The sequence below is a fragment of the Candidatus Falkowbacteria bacterium genome (assembly GCA_016699775.1).
Classification (GTDB): Bacteria; Patescibacteriota; Patescibacteriia; order Patescibacteriales; family Patescibacteriaceae; genus Patescibacterium; species Patescibacterium danicum.
In genome coordinates, this window is record CP065010.1 from 772,578 (window position 1) to 792,694 (window position 20,117).

A 20,117-nucleotide genomic window follows, 5' to 3' on the forward strand; every position below is an offset into this window, starting at 1 on the left:
TTTTATCTTGATTTTTTAACCTTTATCTGGTAAGATAATCAAGAAATTCAATCTATGGAAAATACATTTCTTATAAAAAATCTAAGTCAGCTTGTTGGTCAGGAAGTCACTATCAATGGCTGGGTGCATAATTTTCGATCGTCTGGAAAAATTGCTTTTTGGCAAATTAGAGACGGGTCTGGTTTTTGTCAGGCAATTTTATCTTCCGATGAACTCTCGGTTGAGCAATGGGCATTGGTAGAAAAAGTGACTCAAGAATCTTCTGTCTGTCTAACAGGGAAAGTTTCAAAACATCCAAAAAAAGAAGAATATGAACTTCAGGTTACAGATCTACACTATTACCAAATTGCTGAAGAGTATCCAATCTCAAACAAAGATCATGGAATTGATTTTCTTTTGGATAACCGTCACTTGTGGCTCCGATCACAAAAACAATGGGCAATTCAACGTGTCCGCAATACCTTAATCCAGGCAACCTATGAATTTTTGGAAAAAAATAATTTTATTAAAATTGACTCTCCAATCATCACAGCCAATGCCGGTGAAAATACCACCGACCTTTTTAAAGTTTCTTATTTTGATCAAATAACGTATCTATCACAAACAGGTCAGTTATATATTGAAGCCGCAATTTATGCCCATGGTCGCGTCTTTGATTTTGGACCAACTTTTAGAGCAGAAAAATCTAAAACCCGTCGTCACTTAACAGAATTTTGGATGATGGATGCGGAAATGGCATTTACTGATTTAAATGACAACCTAACAACCCAAGAAGGCTTGATTAGATACATGGTACAGGCAGTATTAGAAAAAAATATATACGAATTAGAAATTCTAGAACGAGATATTAAACCATTACAAAATATTATAAAACCTTTTTATCGTATAACTCATAGCGAGGCGGTGGCAAAATTAAAAGAATTAGGTTCAGATATTGGTGAGCGCGATGATCTTGGAGCTGATGATGAAACAATGCTCACTAAATTATATGATAATCCTCTCTTCATTACTCACTACCCAGCAGAAGTAAAAGCTTTTTATATGAAACGAGATCCACAAGACGAAGGACGTGTTTTGGGTGCTGATCTTTTAGCTCCAGAAGGTTATGGTGAAATTATTGGTGGCTCACAAAGAGAAGATGATTACGAAACATTGAAAAAAAGAATTATTGAGTTTGGCTTAAAAGTTGAAGATTATCAATGGTATCTGGATCTACGAAAATACGGCTCCATTCCTCATGGTGGCTTTGGTTTTGGTTTAGAAAGAATTACCGCTTGGGTTTGTGGCCTCCAACATATTCGTGAAGCTATTCCTTTTCCAAGGACAATTTATAGAATTACTCCTTAATTCCCATAGTAAAATAGTCATTAATGATATAAAAAAACGTCTGGTCATTTAACCGGACGATTTTTTTATAACTCTGGAATAATGAAACTCCCCGCCTTCAGAGCGATTTTTTTAGTGCTAATAAATCTTAAAAAATTATCAATCTACTTTTAAAATTTTTATGGTTTTATCAGCCGAAAATTTACCTACTAAAATTTGAATATGCGATACTGGTACAGCAAACTCCTCTGACAAAAAAGTAAATAGAGCATCATTACCCTTACCATTCTCAGGTGTAACTTGCAGGTCAATCTTTATAACTCCATCAGCTAAGACTGATTTAATCCGTGTATCATGTGCCTTGGCATGAACTTTTACTTTGATGATCACTTCTCCAGTGGTAGCTAATTGTTCTTTATATTGTTCTAACATAATAGTTTATTCATTCTCTGGTTAATAAAAATTACTCTTCGCTAAAAATAATTGCATTTGGAATATTACGACCTGGACCAAGAATATATTCTCCATCATACATCAATGCACTTGAACCACCACCATCAAGATTAATTGCATACTCAACTCCAAGTGAGATCATTATTTCCCCCAAATCTGCGACGGTTGCTTTGTGGGCTACTACTAAGTATAGTTTATTATTGGCATAACCAATAGCATTACGTAAAGTCTTGACGGTTCGTTGTTTTTCATCAACCTCCCAATCAATTAAATAATTAAGCGATTGTTCAATTAAACGAGGTTTATTGCCAAAGGCTGCTTGCAATGTTGAATGTGTATTTTGCTCAAAATCTGCAACACTCTTAAACTCTCGACTATCTTTAAAATAATAAAATTTATTATTTGTATCAAAGGCCATAATTGGTCCAGTGGTTGGATATTTTAATTGATCGGCGTTAATAAAAACTTTTTTCACAGAATCATAAATCGGAAAAAAATAATAATTACGCTTTGAGACACTGGTATCAAAGTAGGTTCCATTGATACCAGCAAATCCTTTTACACCAAAATAGTATGAGGCTAAAGATTTTGCCGGACAATTACTCGGACAATTTGTATCCGAGGCAGCTAAAGTTTTTATTTTTAATCTTGGATTACTAAGATCAATGGTAATTATATCAACTGTGAATACTCCCAATGATGAATTAACGCTTCTTCGCTGATATGTACTGTAGGTATTAATACTTGGAGTTGGTTCTAAACGACGGATAAGCGCCAAGTCTTGCTGAGTTATACCTAAACCTAATTGGCGCATTATTCTAAAAGCATCATCAGGTCTTCCAAGATAATATTTCTTTAAATCTACTGGATTGATATACCAGGCTTCGCCATTTTTTTCAACTTGAAGAATAATTTTTCCTGACAATCGCTTGGTTAATTCTAGATCACCACTAACTGGCATATCTGATGAAGCAATTTTTTGAAAATCAACTTCAGTAATTCCAACCCCCAACTGCCGCATAACCGCGAAAGCGTCACCCGGCCGACCCAAAAAATATCGTCTTAAATTTGCGGGATTTATATACCAAGCTTCACCATTTTCTTCAACACTTAAAACTATTCTACCAGATAGCTGAGAGGCAAGCGATGCTGCTTTGGTTGTGGGAGTTTGTGACCAAAACAAAAAAACAATAATTATTAACAATAAAAACCGTAATTTAGTTTTAGTCATACTGAACTAATCTTTGGCAAACAATGTATTAGCAAAGTAGTTAAATACAGAGAGGATAATACTAAATAATAGAGCCACCCAAAAACCTTCGACTGAGAAACCCTTAACCACTGTAGAGGCCAGAAGAATTAAAGCGGCGTTTATAACGAATGTAAATAACCCTAAAGTTACAATGTTTATTGGTAGAGTTAAAAGTATGAGTAAAGGTTTAATAACCGAGTTTACTAGTCCCAAAAACAAAGCTGTCCAGAGAGCTGCCCAAAATCCAGTCAAAGAAACCCCTGGCAATAAATAACTTGTTAACATTATTGCAACTGTTGAAATAAACCATTTTAAAATTAAATTCATATAATTATTTTAAATTATTTTTTATCAAGTAACTCATCATTTTTAAGAAGAGTTTTAATTATAAAATATAAGAAAGCCATAATAATCAAAAATGTTAATCCGGCATTTAAAATCCGTCCAATATCAAAAGATACCCCATGAAATACAAACACTAAGTTGGTAAAATCTCCAGGCACCAACAGTTTAATTAAAGGAGTAAAAACACCAATAACAAAAGCATCAACAACATCTTTTGAAGCTTGAGCAGTTATCACACCAATAGCCAAGCCAATTACGGAATACTTCCTTAAAAAGCTCATTAAACCCTGACTAAAGGTTATACTTTTATCACTTATAGCATGAAGTTTTTTACGCATAACAAGTACTAGTAGTATAACGCACAAAACACTTTGTTTCAAATGAAAAACAATAGCTTGTGATAGCTATTGCTTATTCTCCTTTTTTTGAATTGTATATTATAATCTCATTAAAATTTTCTGATAACACCTCACTCACGTAGTGACATATAACATACACTATCAAAGTGGACTTAGCGAGAATCGAACTCGCGTCTCCGCAATGCGAATGCGGTGTGTTACCACTGTACCATAAGCCCACAAAAGTTATAAAGTTAAAAGTAATAATGTTATAAAACAAATACAATATTCTTAAATAGTATACTTTACTAATAACCTTATAAATTTTGGATACATCTTACCTACCTTCCAAAAAGTAAACTGTATTTAACAACAACTCACTATTTCATCTTTAACTCAATCTTTTCAATCTTTATATCATCAACTGGATGATCATTAGCATCGACTGCAACTTTCTCAATTGCTTCAACAACATCTATACCAGAAACTACATAACCAAAGTTAGTGTGCTTGCCATCAAGCCAAGGAGTTGACTCGGCTGTGACAATAAAAAACTGTGAGCCATTAGTATCTGGTCCAGAGTTAGCCATCGCCAAAGAACCGCGTACTAATTTTTTGTCATTAAATTCATCACCAAACTTATAATCTGGACCACCCATGCCATGTGTTGAACGATCAGCATTTCTTGAATTTGGATCACCTCCCTGAATCATAAAATCTTTAATTACTCGGTGAAATGAAGTTCCATCATAAAAACCAGCTTTGACTAAGGTCAAAAAATTATTAACCGTGATTGGTGATTCTTCATAAAAAGCCAACTCAATATTTCCTTTAGTAGTGACTAGAGTTGCACCAGAATAAATTTTCGTTAAGTCTTCAGTTTGATTTGATGGGGCCATAGGGGTTTGTTTTGTAACTTCAGGTACAACTGGCTCTGTGACAGTATTATTACCTGAAGAATCATAATAAGTTGTTTTATTAGCACTGGTACATCCTGACAAAGTTAGGATGAAAAGTAAAGCAAAAATTGTTTTTTTCATATTTTAAAAATTTATAAGTTACATTTAGTTAACCTTATTTTAAAAAAATTAGCAAATTTAAAAAATGGATCAATTACTTCTTATAAGCCAAGATTGATATTTCGTATCATCATTGCCTTGGTAGATTTATCAACATAGACGAGCCATACACTTTTTTTGTCTGGAGAAGGAGTTAAATAGAAAAGGGGCTTTTCAGGATCAACATTTAAACTTTGGGGATCAATTAACTCTATCAATATAGAATTCATCCTAACTTCAATTTTCTCATCCTCAAGATAATTAGTATATACAATATGTTGACTATCTGGAGTAAAGAATGGTCTAAGTGGACTAAATGTCCAATATACTGCATCTAATGGAGTTCTTAAACCAACATATTCACCATTTAGAAAAAGCTTGTTATCTTGAGTATATGCAACTTTGTTGCCATCAGGACTAATAATAGGAATTTGATAATCAAACTGCTGTTTTTCATAAGGCCCATAAGTAGTCGTATTGAAGATAACATTAATTTTACCTAAATGTTTTTGGATGTAAGCAACACTACTGCCCTCAAAAACGAAATTGCTAAAGTTACCTTTTTGACAATTTAGTTTTTCACCATTTATATACAAACATCCAGTATCTTCTACCACCGATTCATTAGAATAATCGTTAGAAAAAAAATAGAGTTTATTATCAGATCCAAAGGCAAAAAACCATGTTTCTGAACTACCTAGCTTGGCAAAATCGGAGAACGGTCCAAATTTTTTATCATCCAAAATAACATAATATGTATCTTTTTTGGAAGATGCTATATATGCAATATGCTTACTATCGGGACTAAAAATAACATTACCCGAAGGCTCAAATGTAGAACTACCAACATTTTTACCATTCACAACTCCAAAATAAACTTTGTTAGCTGTGCTTTCATCGCCTTCTTCTTTGAGTAAGTATTCGAGAGAATTATTAATTTCTTCTAAGTTTAAATCAACAGGAGACTCTGAATCTGCGTAACTATACATATATTTCTGACCATCAGGACTAGATTTAAAATTACTATACACTTTTCTAACTGGAACTTCAGGAACAACTGACTCAATTTTTTGTAAGCTATTATTAATAAAAAGATAATCTCCATCCGACTTACGAGCAATATATCGAAGTTCTCCCTTATTAGTAAAATGAAAATCATTAATGATCTGAAAAGGTTCTGTTGGCTGTCCATCAACTAACAAAAATTTTCTTTCCACCCAAGAGGTTTTTTCAAACTCTTTCTTTAATTTTTCTTCATTCGACATTTGATCTAATTGTATATTTAAAAATTCTTCTGACGACCAAGTCTGAAGCGAGTCTTGGAATGCCAGATCGTCAATTTTTTTCAAATACTGTCTCTTTTGATCTTCAAAACTTAAATTTTTATCTATAGTAAACCCTGGAATCTCAGGCAAAGTTGATGCATATCTAGTTTGTAAAAACTCTATATACTCTGGATTAAATTCATTAATTTTTAATGCATAATGAAGGCCATCAGTCGAAAATTTTAGGGAGCTTGGGTCTAGTTCTGTAAAATACGACAAATAAGGCCCAAACTTCTGTTCATCTATCCAAATATATGCCTTTCCCCCATCAGTTTCTTTATAAAAAATTTTCTTTGTCTTTGGTTCAAATGCGAAATCTGAGTATCTCTGCATATCAATACCAGTAGTATTTATTTGCTGCCCGTTTTTATATATATATGTAAGGCCATCCTCTTTCTGCGCAGCGAAGGCTATTGTTGTGCAATCATCACTAAAATTGATACCAGATTCAAATCCTTTATCCAATACTAATCTAATAGGACCAACAATCTGTTTATTAAACCAAATATACTGTTTAAACAATGTATCGGAGGTTTCGAAGTCAGAATAATCTAGCTGATCAATATTTATTTTCTCCGTGAAAATAATAGCAAAACATCGACCATCTGGACTAGGAAGCATATAATAATTCCCTTGATCAAATTTTTCTTCAAAATCAAATAATTTTAATGTACCATCAATAAAAAGAAAAGGAGCTGGCTCAACTTGGGATGTTTCCACTGCTTGTTTTTCCTCCTTAATATTTATATTTAATAATTTATCTTTAAAAAACCAAGCCGCTACGCCAATAATAATTAAGCAACCAAAACCTATCAAACCCCATTTAATAAAATGAGGAAACTTGGATACTGAAAAAACTAAACCTGAACCACTATTCAAAGTCTTTAGCCCGTCAATACTCTTAAATGCCTCTTCCACCAAAGTTGAGTCCCACCCAACTTTTAATAACTCTTGCCGGATCTTGTCTCGTGGAATTCCTTCTGCTAAGGTTTGTCTAATATAAGTAACCAAATTAGGATCAAGCATATAAATATATCTCAATTATATCACACCAGCTGTTAGAAGAATGATTACTATGAAAAATTTACTATTTAACATAAAATTCTTTTTTTAAATTATCATCTTCCTCAATCCGTTTTTCAGTAATAACTTCTTTAGCTTTTGCCCGTAAACTTTCTAATTCTAGTGAATTCAATTCCTGACTTCTTTTTGACAAATAATCGCTGGTATTTAAATTTGGATCTTCTATAACTTCAGACAGCAAAACATCCAAAATCATACCAATTTTTGGTCCTGGTTCAACACCTAAAACCGTCATCAAATCATGACCATTAATTTTTAACATTTTAACAGACACTGGATCATGACGAACTTTATCCATCATGTATTGCAAATGTCGAAGTTTATAGGGCATAGCCTTAGCCACTCCAGAGCCCAAACGATCAGCAACACGCAAGTCAATTAAGTCAGATAAATTAGCTTCACCAACCTTCCTAATCAATCGTCGAACTGAAGCAGCTGTGACTTCATCAACATTATAATAGAACATATGATTTCTGACTAGATTAACTATTCTCTCACTATCATCTGTTGAAAATCGTAATCTCTTAACAATCTTGGAAACAATTTTAGCACCAACAATTTCATGATTATAAAAAGTTACACCACCATTAATAATTTTTCTGGTTCTGGCTTTTCCTATATCATGTAGCAAACTGGCAAAACGAACCTGCCATTCTGGGTTTGGGCAATGTTTTAAAGACAAAAGATTATGATCATAGACGGTATGTATATGGTGATGATTTTGCGCCATGCCAATTCCCTCTTCTAACTCAGGGATAATATAGTTAAGCAACTTTAATTCTTGAAGTTTTTCAATCCCTTCTGCTGGATGATCTGAACTTAAAATATAAATTAATTCATCACGAATTCTTTCATTGGCCACAAATTTAATTATACCTGCACATTTTTGAATTGCTCGTTCGGTTTTTGGTTCAATTGCAAAACCAAGTTGAGCTCTAAATCTAACCGCACGTAACATTCGCAAAGCATCTTCTTTAAAACGATCAACTGGCTCACCAACTGTACGAATAATTCTTTTGTGTATATCTTTTTCTCCACCAAATAAATCAACTACTGTTCCATCAGAAGCCATTGCTAAAGCATTGATAGTAAAATCTCGTCGTGCTAAATCATTTTCTAACTTTTCTTCAAATACCACAGAATCAGGACGCCGGTGATCACTGTAATTTTGTTCACTGCGATAGGTTGTTACTTCAACAACTGCTTCTGCTTCTTTAGCATCATTTCGAATCGCCACCATCACCGTTCCAAAAGTATTCTCATATTTACTATCCGGTAGCACGTTCATAATCTGCTCCGGCTTGGCATTGGTCGTGATATCCCAATCTTTTGGCGTTGCACCAAGTAACCAGTCTCGCACAGAACCACCAACTACATAAGCCTCAAAACCCGCCTTTTCTAAGCGGGTTAAAATATCAGAAATATAATTTGGAAAATTAAGTTTATTCATTTTATAAATAAATATTTTTGCAAAGAAGCTACTTTGCCATTCACTATTTGTATACCTTCACTTCTTAATAAAGCAATTTTCTTTTTTGAACCTAAGGCAAATCCACCAATACTACCATCTGCTCTAACTACCCGATGGCAAGGCACGACCGGAGCAAACGGATTTGCGTTAAGGGCATTTCCCACTGCACGAGCGCTATGTGGATTTTTAATCATTCTAGCAATGATTGCATACGTTGCAATTTTTCCTTGAGGAATCTTTTTTGTTGCAGACCAAACTTTTTCTCTAAAACTCAAAGAAGACTTTCTGGCACTCATAGTTATTTGATCATTAGACCTTGAGGAATAATACTCCCATAACCAGCCGTAAAAGACTGTATAATATCCGGTAAGTAAATCCAAGCAGCAATTAAAGGCAAAATAATTAATAACAACTTAAGGACATCACTAACTCGTAACCACTTAATATAAGACTCAGTTTTGGCTGTTAAAGCCCGTATTTCTTTGGTCAAAGCTAAATTTTCCTCAAGTATTTTTTGTAGTTCCTCGTCTGTCATAGGGCTAATATTAGTTAAAATTCATTATATTTTTATGATACACCAAGTAATCATGAATTACAAGATTAAGACCATATTCTTTATTCAATTATAGTTACTTATTCTGTCCCCAAGCTTCATAAGAAAAAAATAAATATTTATATAATATTTTTTAAGTATAAAATAAATAAAACCCTTTACTTTAAATTACCAAAATTTAAAAACCACTCTGGTTTTACAAAGTGGCTCTTAACCTAGCCAAAACCCATTTAAACTTAAGAAAGAACAGGCTAGACAAGCATTGGGGTAATTTTAAGGACTCACCGCTAGTTCAGTTTTTCTTGCCAGATTTTATCAATTTATTTAATTCCTTTTTAAAACTTTGAGCATCTTTAAAAGATTCATACACTGAAGCAAAACGAATATAAGCCACCTGATCAATCTTTTTTAATTGCTTCATTACGATCTGGCCAATCTGATCAGAAAGAATCTCATTCTTACGCATTACCTGTAAATCTCTTTCAATTAAACTAACTAATTTTTTAAACTTCTCCTCTGTAATTGGTCTCTTTTCCAAAGCGCGTCGTAAACCTTTAATGAGCTTTTCACGAACATAGGTTTCTTTACGACCATCGCGTTTGACAATGGTTAAATCAAGAATTTCCACTTCTTCATAGGTAGAAAAACGATACCCACATTTCAAACACTCACGACGTCGACGAATTGAAAGACCATCAACCGCTACTCGTGAATCAACTACTTTAGTATCCTGGAAATAACAGACTGGACATCTCATAAAATAACAAAAAACATCCCGTTCAGGTGATTAAACCTGTATAAGGATGTTTTATTTTAGCCAATTTCTGTATCAACACAATTTTTGAATACAATAGCTAGTAGTTAATGGACTTATTCTAGCACAACCCGTAGGGATGTCAAGAAAAATCTACCTGCTCATTTGTAAAGTTTCTACCAGAAAGCCACAGCGGAGAGCTGGTGCTTTTAATCAGGCACTTTTTCCTGAGCTCAGCCAGATAATCCTGGCTCAACTTTGCATTTGACCGATGAATTTTAATATTTTTATTTTTCATAAAGCATTATAAAGCTACATTTTTTAAACCTCGCTAATCACATCAAATCCCTTAAAGCTTCCTGTTATAGCTAGTCCGATAACTTTCTTAGCGATTCTTTTATCCTTAATTTTCTTGGCAATTTCATTCATTGTCGCACCTGAACCTACGGCATCGTCAACCAAGAGGATATTATTAAAATGTCCTGATTCTTCCAAGGCAAAAGTCTTCTGAGCGTTTTCGATTCTGTCATTAAGCTTGTTCAAAGTCTTTTGTGGGATTATAATATCTGTCTTGATTTTAGTAATTGTTATCTCTTTAACTGGCAGATTCAACTTTTTTTTCAGCTCATTCATGAACTGAACTTCTCTTTTTACAGTCGGTTGTACAAATCCAACGCCATCAATGTTAAATTTTTTTATCATCTTCTCGATTGCCGGTCTGACATCCTCAATCAATTCTTTCATTAGTCTCCTATTCTGGCTTTGCTTGGCATATAATAGCATCTGACCAAGCTTCGTTTTGCCAAATCTCTCAATACTGTAAAAATCAAGATAATATACATCGTCTAGATATAAATCTTTAAACGTACCCTTTATCTTTTGCATTCCGTCAATAAGATCATCCTTCCTAAAACCGGAATACTTTTTCAAAGTAACCAAATATTCTTTAGCGGTTTTTTCAATCGGCAATTTCTGTTTTTCACACCAATAAACAAACCCGGCAAATCCTTCCAGCTTTTCCCCACTTGGAGTAATGGTAAAATAATTCTTATTGATTATATTTTTAGTTTCGTTATCAACTTCATGACTAGTTTTTTCTGACTCCTTTTCTTTAAGGGTATAAAAAACTTTCGGCGGTCTTCCGATCTTAATTATTTGTTTTCCGGACAGCATGTCTGGCAGATGTTTATATAAAGCTTGTCTGGAAATATCTAAATATTCAGCTATTTCATTAGCTGTTATTTGACCTTTATCTTTAATTAGTTTAATTATTTTTTCCCGCGTATCCATAATTTTTTAATTACTCTTATTCTAATATTTTATCAGGTTGACAGTTGACTGTCAACTGTCAACATGATTACTACAATTATGCAAAAACGAGGCATTTTCAGCCTCGTTTTACAATAAAATGCTATATTTTTTGCTAATATTACTTCGTGAAGCCGTAGCTTTATCAGAGGCTCACATCATCTTCTTCCGAATAAAGGTTGGGATAGACAATTCGTCATCTTCTTCCTCATCAGAATTAACTTTCTTGGTAGCTGGTTCAGCCTGAGCCATTTTCAAGGCTGAGGGCTTTGATTTAGAAGAAGGCATATGTCGTTCCTGATCTTCTTCAATAAACGGGGTTGGGCTATAGCTACGCTCTATATTTGGAGCAATTGAAGAGGGTGTTCCAACAGGACGCTTGCCATTAAAGCCGGTTGCCACCACGGTAATCTTAATTTCATCTTTATACTTTGGATCAATAACAGCACCGAAAATAATCTTAGCATCTTCATCAGCCGAAGAGGTAATAATTTTAGCTGCTTCATTAACTTCATGCATACTTAAATTTGAACCACCAACAATCGTAAAGAGAATCCCCCGAGCCCCTTCAATAGACATTTCAAGTAATGGAGAGTTAATTGCCATCTTGGCAGCTTCAATTGCTTTATTCTCGCCAGATGCCTGACCAATACCCATTAAGGCACTACCGGCACCAGACATAACTGCTTTGACATCGTTAAAGTCAACATTGATTAAACCTGGAATGGTAATTAATTCTGAAATACCTTGAACACCTTGGCGTAAGACTTCATCAACCACCATAAAGGCATCAAGAATTGAAGTCTTTTTTTCAATAACCTGGAGAATCTTGTCGTTTGGTATTGTGATAATTGTATCAACCTTATCTGTTAATTCAGCAAGGCCTCGTTCCGAAATTTGCTTTCTTTGAGCACCTTCAAAAGAAAAAGGTTTTGTTACAACAGCCACAGTTAAGGCGCCAATGTCACGTGCTAACTCAGCCACAACTGGTGAAGCACCAGTACCTGTACCCCCACCTAAACCACAAGTTACGAAAACCATATTGGCATCTTTCAGTGAATCACGAATTTCATTCTGAGCTTCTTCAGCAGCTTGTCTGCCTAATTCCGGATTCATCCCAGCTCCCAAACCACGGGTAATATTTTTACCAATATGAATTTTTTTTGTAGCTTTGTTGTAATGCAGAGCTTGAACATCAGTATTAACTGCCACAAACTCTACTCCCTTAATACCACTATCAATCATCCGATTTAAAGCACTGCCACCAGATCCGCCAACACCAACGACAATGATTTTAGCAAAACTTTCAATTAAGGGTTTGACTTCAGCCATATAATAAATTTAAATGCGGTCTCGTCTTTTATGTAGACGAAATAAATAAATATCAATAAATAAAAAAACCGCTGTTCTTTTTATTATAGAACGAGCGATTACAAATTGCAAGCAACATGAACACTTTTTGTGTTCACTCCTAGGGACGAAGTGAGGAAAACAAACCACGTACTTTATCAAACATTTTTTGAAACGGTAGATTTGCTAAAGGACCCTTTCCAGAAACTTCTTTGGTCATTTGATTTCCCCAAACAACTAAACCAAGAGCAGTCATATATTCAAGGTCATTTACCTTATCAACTACTGTGGCAACACTACGATTTACACCAAGGGCAACTGGCAAGCGGAGTTTCTTTTTAGCAATTTCAACAATATCAGAAAGTTTAGCTCCGCCACCAACCAAACAAATACCAGATGGTAGCATTCCTGAGCGATCAACTTTTTTTAACTCACCATCAACTTTTTCAAAAATCTCTTCAACGCGAGCTTCAATAATCTCAGCCACATAGCGTGGAGAAATAACTGTAATCTCATCAGTTAAATTTTCTTCTTGAACAATATCACTAATATCAATTTCGTCTTTCTTATTATATTTCTCAGCCTTGGCTGATCCATAACGAATCTTTATTTTCTCAGCCAGGTTAATTGGACAGCGCAATCCAATAGCAATATCAGATGTAATATGGGACGAGCCGATTGGCAGAACTGAGGCATACAATAACTCCCCTTCTTCAAAAATAGCGATACTGGTTGTAGCTGCGCCAATATTAACAACAGCGGTTCCAATTTCTTTTTGTTTTGAGGATGTAACAACCGTTCCGGCGGCTAAAGGTGAAAATACCAAGTCATCAATATTCAAACCTGTATGATAAATAGCCTTGGTAAGGTTTTTTATCTGACTTGTTAAATTCTGAATAATCAATGTAATAACTTCTAAACGAATACCAGTCATACCAACCGGATTTTTTATATCTTCCTGACTATCAACAATAAATTTTGAAGGAATAACATGAAGTATTTCATAGTTCGGTGGAACAGCTAAAGCCTGGGCGGCTTCAATTACCCGGTTAATATCTTCGGTATTGATTTCGCTATCAGAACGGCTAACAGCCACCACACCACGGCTTGTTTGACACTTAAGATTTGGACCATTAATTCCCACCCAGGCTGAGTTAATTGGTGCACCTAACAATCTTTCAGCCTTTTCTAATACGGCCGAAATTGAAGCGGTTGTATCTTCAATGCTATTTATTATACCTTTATTTACCCCCTCTGAAGGGACTGAAACAGCACCAATAATTTGTAGTTTACTACCACCCTCGGTTTCAACTCGTTGGCCAATTACCAAACGAGTCTCTAACGAGCCAATATCTAAACCAGCAATAAGATTTTCTTTCATAGGAGGAAAATTTGACACTAGACAATAGATCTATTATACCAGAGACTCTTAAGCTTGCCAACTTAAAAGCTGCCACAAAGGCGGTAATAATAGACAAATTCCAATTATAATAGCAGTAACAGCGGCCACCAAAACAGCTGCCGAACTTAAGTCTTTAATTTGACGAACATAATGATCAAGACGAGGCTTTAAAACATCACTAATATGTTCAATCATTGTATTAACTAATTCTAGGGCCAAAACAAAACCGCAAGTCAGAACCAAAATACTAATTTTAATAATTCCAAGATTAAGCCACGAAGCAAGCAATAAAATAATTATGGCAGTTGATACTTCAATTCGGAAATTTTGCTCTTCTTTCCAAGCTTGGTGAATACCTCTTCCCGCATACTGAAAACTTTTTATTAATCTCTGGAATATTGTCATAGAATTTTCTTAATTATAGAGTAACCCATCTTTTCCATTTTTTCTGCACCGGCAAGAGTCACATCGTCATAGCCAAGAAGATGAAGCGTACCATGAATTACAATAAAAGCTAGCTCAAAACGGATTGATGGTGAAAATTTTTTGGCCTGTTTTTTTATAACTTGATAATCAATGAATATTTCCCCTAAAAAATTTTTCTCGGGAACCATTGACTCGGTTTCAGTAAACGACAAAACATCTGTGGTTGAATTTTTTCCTCGATAATAAGCATTAAGTTGCTTCATTTTACTGTCACCAATAATTACCACTGAAACACTGCCTTTTTTACGACAAAAAGCCAATGTCGCTTCAACTGCTTGCTCAATCACAGCTTGATTAAGACGCTGACGCGTCTTATTAGTCACTACAACAGACATATGCCTATGAAGTGATTTTTAGACTTCGCAGAACCAACTCAAAAATATTCTTATAATTCAAAACTCGGTTATTACCAAGATTATACGTCACAATAAAAATATAGGATTTATCTTTATTTGTGATATAAGCGGTTAATCCATCTGGGGTACGAACACCATCCCATTCTTGGTTAGTTACTAGCTGAGAAATTGGAATATTCTCAACATTAAAAGTTTTTTTATACCAGCTAATAATATCCTCTTGATCAGTATTTGGTTGTACTAATAATTGAATAAATTGTTGGTCTGAGGCAGTCATAATCACAGAATCTTCAGTTGAGGCGATTTTTGTATCCCAGCTACCTGGGTATAAAATATTTAAATTAAAAGTAGAATTACGATACTCTTTTAAACTTTCATTTTCAGAAATCTTTCCCTCACCAGTAGGGTTATAACCATTATTAACTTCTGATAAATCTTCATAACTGTCTCCATCACTATCTGAAGCTTTACTATTGGTTCCCAAAGCAACTTCTTCTTGATTAGTTAAACCGTCCTGATCGTCATCAGTACCTGGTAAAAATTCTCCGGAAACTTCCTCGGGGGAAATAGCATTTGACCAGATTTCTTCTGAAACTTTCCATTGTCCTTCCTGCAATACAAACTCTACTTTTCCACTTTCTCTTTTATTTGTTCTTTGAACAGATAGAGTTGCCGTATTGGCGGTGCTTGTCTCAGTAATATCCTCGGTACCATCAAGAGCCGGGGAGTTTTTTTCTTTTAACATCATTAAAAGATTAGAAGTTTCATTGGCTAACTCAAGCTGTTCTTTTTCATTCTTCACAGTTTCATATTTCGTACCAGTGGCATACTTAGAATAGATTGCCAAATAATTATCTGCTGAAGTAGCTGAAGCTAGTTCAGTTCTAAATGTAATATACACTTGTTTAGCGGAACTTATTGGAACTGAATCAGTATCTTGATCTGTTGGAGTCATATTTTCTGAATCAACCTTTGGCAGTAAATCTTGAGGAATTTCCGCTGGCACAACTTGTTTACTTCCAAAAATGCCATTTAGAAAATTAGGTCTAAGCCAGTACATATATAAACCACCTCCCAGGAGAATTAAAAGAAGAATACTCACTCCCAAAACCCAAGTTCCAGGAATAGAGGTTTGTTTACGAACTGTATGATTGCTTTTACGAAAATTATCTGGCATGTAATAAATTTCCGTATTATTAACATTAGCCTCAGCGGTTTCTTTTGGTAAAGGAGGGGGTGTAGAAGGAGGAGTATTTTCTTCAACAGCGTGTAATTGATTTTCATTAAACATACATCAAGATTAAATTATTTATTAGGAGATAAATTAGTAGGGGTAGGTGGCCATGGTGCTTTTGGAGATGGGTCAAGAGGATTAGTACGATTTTTTATTTCCTCACCATCAATAACACTATCTCCATCTGAATCAGCTTCTAAAGGTTTTGTCTGATATACCTTAGCCTCCTCACCATCAGTTAAACCATCAGAATCCGAATCAATATTGTTATCAATGGAGTTTATGGTTTTTTCTTCTTGGTTATTTAAACCATCTCCATCAACATCATCAAGTGGGGTAGTTGTATTATCTGTATCTTTGGAAAACAAATTACTGAAAAATCCACCTTTGCTTGTACCAGAAGTTGTATCTGAAAGTCGGTAATTATACCAAATAAAAAAACCAATCAAAATTACTAAAAATATACTCAAAACAATAATCCCTTTACGGGTTACTGAATCTTGATCATTTTGAAAGTTACTATTTGGAAAAGGCATAATGGATACAATATTATTTAATAATTTTATCTAACTATAGTACTAATTGAATTAGACTCATTACTCATTTGATTATTTGCCTTTTTAGCAATGATCTTAAATTGGTAGTTTTCACCAATAATCAAATTCTGAACTTTATAATTTAAAAGCGAACTTCCAACTTCAATCGTCTGTGGAGGCAAATTAGATCCTTCATAATTATATTTTATAGTATAGCCTTGAGCGCCAATAAAGGGCAACCATTTAAGTCTAACACCAGTTCTTCCATCCCCCCGTTCAACTACAGCTGAGATTAAATAAGGGTCATTTGGTTTAACAGTAACTGACGAAGAGTAAGGGCTGGCATTTCCATATAAATCAACAGATTTAACAACTAGATAATATGTTCCATTATTATCTAATCCAGTGAAAGTAGTATTCGGCTGATTTGGACCAGGGAACAGTTCTCACTGGCTGACTAATTGGATAATTTGTGCTTGGTGGGGCTTCCACGCCTAGATACGCCATATAGCTTGTTGCTTCAGGCACCTGATCCCAGAACAAAGTGATTCTTTGGTCTGCACCGCTACCAAGGATTCGTGGAGGAATTGGTGGCGTTGTATCGGTTGGTCGTAATCTTAACTCATTTGATAAAACAGTTTCTTGATTTTTATCAGTTAAAGCAGTGACCGCAAAATAATAACTCAAACCATTAACTAATCCAGAAATTGTCTTTGTAACTGTAGTACCTGTGCCCGTCGCCTCAACATTAGATGTGTAATGACCTGGTCTTAAACCATAGTAGACTTTATATTTAGCAGCTAACCGAGTAGCATTCCAGCTTAATGTTACTTGACCACCAATGGCGTCTACGGTTCCAGTGATTGTTGGTACATCAGCAACTTGTTCTCTAAAGAAGAAAAATTCCTTTAAGACTTCGGGCAAGCAACTACCAACAATGTTTGTACAATCACGATCAGTTCGACAGCTCTTTCCAGAATTTGCACCAGACATACAAATTCGACGACTTGTTGGTCCAATTAATGGATCTTCTTGCAAAGCTGGTAAGTCATCACTGGTACCAATACCTTGTTTATCGCGACAATAATAAAATTCTATTCCCGTAGTATCATCTTTCCATGGCCATGGATATCCAGGAAGAGCAAAATATACCGGCCATGGATTCTCACACAAGAATAAGCGAAGTCGAGACACACCTGCTACAACTTTCCCAGTAGTAGAACCGATTGTATCAACTGTAATAGTAGAGCTGGCCTTACCAAGGGTCTGAGCATCTTTAGCATTTCCAGCAGTTGCCAAGGCAATTGTTGGATCACCTTGTTCAACTACTTGAGCAATATTATTATTTTCTGAATTCCAACCCCAATCCCAATTATAAACTATAGGAATTGGTTGGATTGTTTGTCCATTACGATTCTTAGGAGCAGCATTTAAATATATTTCCTGACCAGTTTTTTGGAATAAGTGAAAATTTGGAGAAACTTGAACCGAGTCAAGTGAACAAATTTCGGTACTGGCTGTAAATTTCCAAATTTCTGCATTCTTAAACTGAGTATTATTAAAAATATTTGGAACTCTCGTACCCCGCACTACCCCAACCATACCAACGTTACTTATACTGGTGATATGTTCATTATAAAAATCTTTTGGTCTAATATTACCAACCCCTAAAGCTGGATCACCCTTTAGGACCACATAATATGTAATTCCAGAATCTAGTGGTCGTGTTAAACGAAAACTCATTTTAGATTTCATGTTAGCAACTTCTGATCCTATTGGACTACCATTAACAATACAAAAATTACTAAAATCAGCAAAAGCCGGACGTGATAATAAGAAAGGGGCAATCTTAACTAATACTTTTTTAATAGGATGAAGGAAATTTGCTAAACGACCAGTTGGAGGTGATGAAGCAACAAGGTCATGGGTAACCACTTGGACAAGAGTCATTCCCATAGTCACCAATAATTTGAACATTTCGATCTTCACTAAAGCTCGCAATATCCATTTTTTGATCAAAGACAGCCTCAATAGCAGCATTACGACAAACATTAGTCGCACCAATTGCTGGCAAATGTTGTTCAACAGTTGGTCGAGCACTGCAACAACGAGCACCAGTTGTGCCACAACCTACCGTAAGCTGATCACCACACTCGCTATCCTTACTACAACCACAACATAATCCGCGTTCGCCTCCACTACATAATCCTTGGTTAGCAAGACAGCTTAAATTCGGATTAATATCTTTACATGAATCTGGCTCATTTCCGGTTGGTGGCTTGCAACAACAACGGCAAACAGGATCATTAGGAGTATCATCTAAACAGTTATATCCAGTTCTGCAACCTCCAATTAATAAACAAGATGGATCGTCAGCAGAAACAGCACAAGACTGACCAGCCTCACCTTCTGACTCTCTTACGCAAGTACAACTTGTATCAGAGCAGATAAAACCTTCAGCACAAGCTGGACTTGAATTATTACAACTTCCACTATTACTACAAGGGATCGGAGCTTCTACACAAGACAAGTCACAAGTATCTCGTGTTTGATAGGCACCAATCTTGTATATCTGGTCATCACAACTATTCGGATAAACACCGGTACATTTATAAAATCCACAGAAATTTACTGGTTCCCCGCCGATAGTCTCAGTAACTATTTCTTGAGATTCCGCTAAACCAACACATTTATTTGCAGAAGTTCTACCATCAACACAACAGGCACCATGTTTTGAACACTCCGCCGGATCAGTGATTGATTCACAATCAACACATCGACCACGTGGATCAACACTGGCATCACAAATCTTTCCCTGAGATTTTGCACAATTACATTTTGCATCATTCACTTCTTGATCTTCGCCAACCACACAACCAGAACAGAAACCAAGTCGTGGTCCAGATCCACAAGAACCATCACATAATAATCCATCACAACAATCTTCTTGAGCATTATCAATACGACAACAACATTCACAGGTTCCAGTATCTAGTTTTTTGCATTGATTATCTGGATAGCAGGTTGATCCGGTTGAACAAACAGCATTACCAACCGCACAAACTCCCCGATCGCCATTCATTTTACAAGTCTGATTATTTCCACAAATTGAACAAGGTCCATTAATAGAATATTTATCTATACAGAAATCACCACTACCTTGCACCCAGCCAGCCGGACAAGAAATCTGCCAACTAATATGCCAGCGTGGTTCATCATTAAATAATGCACAATAGCCTTCAACTGGATCACCGTCTGGATTGTTATTTATACGAATTATTTTTGGAGTCTCTGGAGGTCGTGGATTATCTTTCAAATCTTTGGCCTTACAAGAACTGGTTAAGGTTGCAGTTTTAACACATCGATTTAATGTTTGATTATATTCACAAGTATTATTTTCACAACCAGGCAAGTCATCACAGTAAGCATTACCACATATTTGTCCGGTCGCAATCGGCTCCCCAGTCCCACCAGAAGGAGAACACTT

21 protein-coding genes and 1 tRNA gene are annotated in these 20,117 nt (G+C 35.3%); 1 reads left to right on the plus strand and 21 read right to left on the minus strand.

Going from position 1 to position 20,117, the window contains the following annotated elements; translation table 11 throughout:
- Nucleotides 1–54: 54 nt before the first annotated feature.
- A complete protein-coding gene (gene asnS, locus IPN41_03945; protein ID QQS60241.1) occupies nt 55–1,347 on the plus strand; it encodes an asparagine--tRNA ligase in 1,293 nt (430 codons plus the stop codon).
- 138 nt (nt 1,348–1,485) lie between these two features.
- Here asnS and IPN41_03950 read toward each other — a convergent pair whose 3' ends face one another.
- The 21 genes from IPN41_03950 to IPN41_04050 form a co-directional block, all read right to left on the minus strand.
- Complete coding sequence (locus IPN41_03950) at nt 1,486–1,758, minus strand: DUF167 domain-containing protein (GenBank protein QQS60242.1); 273 nt, start codon at nt 1,756–1,758, stop codon at nt 1,486–1,488.
- Between the two features lie 31 nt (nt 1,759–1,789).
- A complete protein-coding gene (locus IPN41_03955) occupies nt 1,790–3,010 on the minus strand; it encodes a phosphodiester glycosidase family protein (protein ID QQS60243.1) in 1,221 nt (406 codons plus the stop codon).
- A 6-nt stretch (nt 3,011–3,016) separates the two neighbouring features.
- Entirely contained in the window at nt 3,017–3,358 is a 342-nt protein-coding gene (locus IPN41_03960; protein ID QQS60244.1) for a phage holin family protein, read from the minus strand.
- A gap of 14 nt (nt 3,359–3,372) precedes the next feature.
- Nucleotides 3,373–3,714: an MscL family protein gene (locus IPN41_03965; GenBank protein ID QQS60245.1), complete on the minus strand. Its 342-nt coding sequence runs from the start codon at nt 3,712–3,714 to the stop codon at nt 3,373–3,375.
- 168 nt (nt 3,715–3,882) lie between these two features.
- A tRNA-Ala gene (locus IPN41_03970) sits at nt 3,883–3,953 on the minus strand.
- A gap of 141 nt (nt 3,954–4,094) precedes the next feature.
- Nucleotides 4,095–4,754, minus strand: coding sequence for a peptidylprolyl isomerase (locus IPN41_03975; GenBank protein QQS60246.1), 660 nt, complete (start codon nt 4,752–4,754; stop codon nt 4,095–4,097).
- A gap of 80 nt (nt 4,755–4,834) precedes the next feature.
- On the minus strand, nt 4,835–7,123 hold the full coding sequence (locus tag IPN41_03980; GenBank protein ID QQS60247.1) for a hypothetical protein: 2,289 nt from the start codon (nt 7,121–7,123) through the stop codon (nt 4,835–4,837).
- Nucleotides 7,124–7,184: 61 nt separating this feature from the next.
- Nucleotides 7,185–8,630: an HD domain-containing protein gene (locus IPN41_03985; protein ID QQS60248.1), complete on the minus strand. Its 1,446-nt coding sequence runs from the start codon at nt 8,628–8,630 to the stop codon at nt 7,185–7,187.
- Nucleotides 8,627–8,947: an MGMT family protein gene (locus tag IPN41_03990; GenBank protein QQS60249.1), complete on the minus strand. Its 321-nt coding sequence runs from the start codon at nt 8,945–8,947 to the stop codon at nt 8,627–8,629. The genes IPN41_03985 and IPN41_03990 overlap by 4 nt, the downstream gene beginning before the upstream one ends.
- A gap of 2 nt (nt 8,948–8,949) precedes the next feature.
- On the minus strand, nt 8,950–9,186 hold the full coding sequence (locus tag IPN41_03995; GenBank protein QQS60250.1) for a hypothetical protein: 237 nt from the start codon (nt 9,184–9,186) through the stop codon (nt 8,950–8,952).
- Nucleotides 9,187–9,496: 310 nt separating this feature from the next.
- Nucleotides 9,497–9,961, minus strand: coding sequence for a transcriptional repressor NrdR (nrdR, locus tag IPN41_04000; protein ID QQS60251.1), 465 nt, complete (start codon nt 9,959–9,961; stop codon nt 9,497–9,499).
- A 318-nt stretch (nt 9,962–10,279) separates the two neighbouring features.
- Nucleotides 10,280–11,248: an HTH domain-containing protein gene (locus tag IPN41_04005; protein ID QQS60252.1), complete on the minus strand. Its 969-nt coding sequence runs from the start codon at nt 11,246–11,248 to the stop codon at nt 10,280–10,282.
- A 171-nt stretch (nt 11,249–11,419) separates the two neighbouring features.
- The gene (gene ftsZ, locus IPN41_04010) at nt 11,420–12,598 is read right to left on the minus strand and encodes a cell division protein FtsZ (protein ID QQS60253.1); all 1,179 of its coding nucleotides are present in this window, start codon (nt 12,596–12,598) and stop codon (nt 11,420–11,422) included.
- Between the two features lie 139 nt (nt 12,599–12,737).
- Nucleotides 12,738–13,997 carry a cell division protein FtsA gene (gene ftsA, locus IPN41_04015; protein ID QQS60254.1) on the minus strand — a complete coding sequence of 420 codons (1,260 nt, stop codon included), beginning with the start codon at nt 13,995–13,997 and terminating at the stop codon, nt 12,738–12,740.
- A gap of 48 nt (nt 13,998–14,045) precedes the next feature.
- Nucleotides 14,046–14,423, minus strand: a complete 378-nt coding sequence (locus tag IPN41_04020; protein QQS60255.1) for a diacylglycerol kinase — start codon at nt 14,421–14,423, stop codon at nt 14,046–14,048.
- Nucleotides 14,420–14,839: an rRNA maturation RNase YbeY gene (gene ybeY / locus IPN41_04025; GenBank protein ID QQS60256.1), complete on the minus strand. Its 420-nt coding sequence runs from the start codon at nt 14,837–14,839 to the stop codon at nt 14,420–14,422. Before ybeY ends, IPN41_04020 begins: the two co-directional genes overlap by 4 nt.
- Nucleotides 14,840–14,843: 4 nt before the next feature.
- Nucleotides 14,844–16,151: a hypothetical protein gene (locus IPN41_04030; GenBank protein ID QQS60257.1), complete on the minus strand. Its 1,308-nt coding sequence runs from the start codon at nt 16,149–16,151 to the stop codon at nt 14,844–14,846.
- Between the two features lie 14 nt (nt 16,152–16,165).
- On the minus strand, nt 16,166–16,630 hold the full coding sequence (locus IPN41_04035) for a hypothetical protein (protein QQS60258.1): 465 nt from the start codon (nt 16,628–16,630) through the stop codon (nt 16,166–16,168).
- A 26-nt stretch (nt 16,631–16,656) separates the two neighbouring features.
- Nucleotides 16,657–16,869 (minus strand): fibronectin type III domain-containing protein, encoded by a 213-nt coding sequence (locus tag IPN41_04040; GenBank protein QQS60259.1) that lies wholly within the window; start codon nt 16,867–16,869, stop codon nt 16,657–16,659.
- A 154-nt stretch (nt 16,870–17,023) separates the two neighbouring features.
- Nucleotides 17,024–18,586, minus strand: a complete 1,563-nt coding sequence (locus IPN41_04045; protein QQS60260.1) for a hypothetical protein — start codon at nt 18,584–18,586, stop codon at nt 17,024–17,026.
- A complete protein-coding gene (locus tag IPN41_04050) occupies nt 18,552–20,042 on the minus strand; it encodes a hypothetical protein (protein ID QQS60261.1) in 1,491 nt (496 codons plus the stop codon). The genes IPN41_04045 and IPN41_04050 overlap by 35 nt, the downstream gene beginning before the upstream one ends.
- Between the last annotated feature and the right edge of the window lie 75 nt (nt 20,043–20,117).

Bases quoted from the DNA above. Each gene is read 5' to 3' on its own strand.
- IPN41_03985 (QQS60248.1), bottom strand. From the start codon at position 8,630: ATGAATAAACTTAATTTTCCAAATTATATTTCTGATATTTTAACCCGC.
- ftsA (QQS60254.1), bottom strand. From the start codon at position 13,997: ATGAAAGAAAATCTTATTGCTGGTTTAGATATTGGCTCGTTAGAGACT.
- ybeY (QQS60256.1), bottom strand. From the start codon at position 14,839: ATGTCTGTTGTAGTGACTAATAAGACGCGTCAGCGTCTTAATCAAGCT.
- IPN41_03980 (QQS60247.1), bottom strand. From the start codon at position 7,123: ATGCTTGATCCTAATTTGGTTACTTATATTAGACAAACCTTAGCAGAA.
- asnS (QQS60241.1), top strand. From the start codon at position 55: ATGGAAAATACATTTCTTATAAAAAATCTAAGTCAGCTTGTTGGTCAG.
- IPN41_03990 (QQS60249.1), bottom strand. From the start codon at position 8,947: ATGAGTGCCAGAAAGTCTTCTTTGAGTTTTAGAGAAAAAGTTTGGTCT.
- IPN41_04030 (QQS60257.1), bottom strand. From the start codon at position 16,151: ATGTTTAATGAAAATCAATTACACGCTGTTGAAGAAAATACTCCTCCT.
- IPN41_03995 (QQS60250.1), bottom strand. From the start codon at position 9,186: ATGACAGACGAGGAACTACAAAAAATACTTGAGGAAAATTTAGCTTTG.
- IPN41_03950 (QQS60242.1), bottom strand. From the start codon at position 1,758: ATGTTAGAACAATATAAAGAACAATTAGCTACCACTGGAGAAGTGATC.
- ftsZ (QQS60253.1), bottom strand. From the start codon at position 12,598: ATGGCTGAAGTCAAACCCTTAATTGAAAGTTTTGCTAAAATCATTGTC.
- IPN41_03955 (QQS60243.1), bottom strand. From the start codon at position 3,010: ATGACTAAAACTAAATTACGGTTTTTATTGTTAATAATTATTGTTTTT.
- nrdR (QQS60251.1), bottom strand. From the start codon at position 9,961: ATGAGATGTCCAGTCTGTTATTTCCAGGATACTAAAGTAGTTGATTCA.
- IPN41_03965 (QQS60245.1), bottom strand. From the start codon at position 3,714: ATGCGTAAAAAACTTCATGCTATAAGTGATAAAAGTATAACCTTTAGT.
- IPN41_03960 (QQS60244.1), bottom strand. From the start codon at position 3,358: ATGAATTTAATTTTAAAATGGTTTATTTCAACAGTTGCAATAATGTTA.
- IPN41_04045 (QQS60260.1), bottom strand. From the start codon at position 18,586: ATGGGAATGACTCTTGTCCAAGTGGTTACCCATGACCTTGTTGCTTCA.
- IPN41_04020 (QQS60255.1), bottom strand. From the start codon at position 14,423: ATGACAATATTCCAGAGATTAATAAAAAGTTTTCAGTATGCGGGAAGA.
- IPN41_04005 (QQS60252.1), bottom strand. From the start codon at position 11,248: ATGGATACGCGGGAAAAAATAATTAAACTAATTAAAGATAAAGGTCAA.
- IPN41_03975 (QQS60246.1), bottom strand. From the start codon at position 4,754: ATGAAAAAAACAATTTTTGCTTTACTTTTCATCCTAACTTTGTCAGGA.
- IPN41_04035 (QQS60258.1), bottom strand. From the start codon at position 16,630: ATGCCTTTTCCAAATAGTAACTTTCAAAATGATCAAGATTCAGTAACC.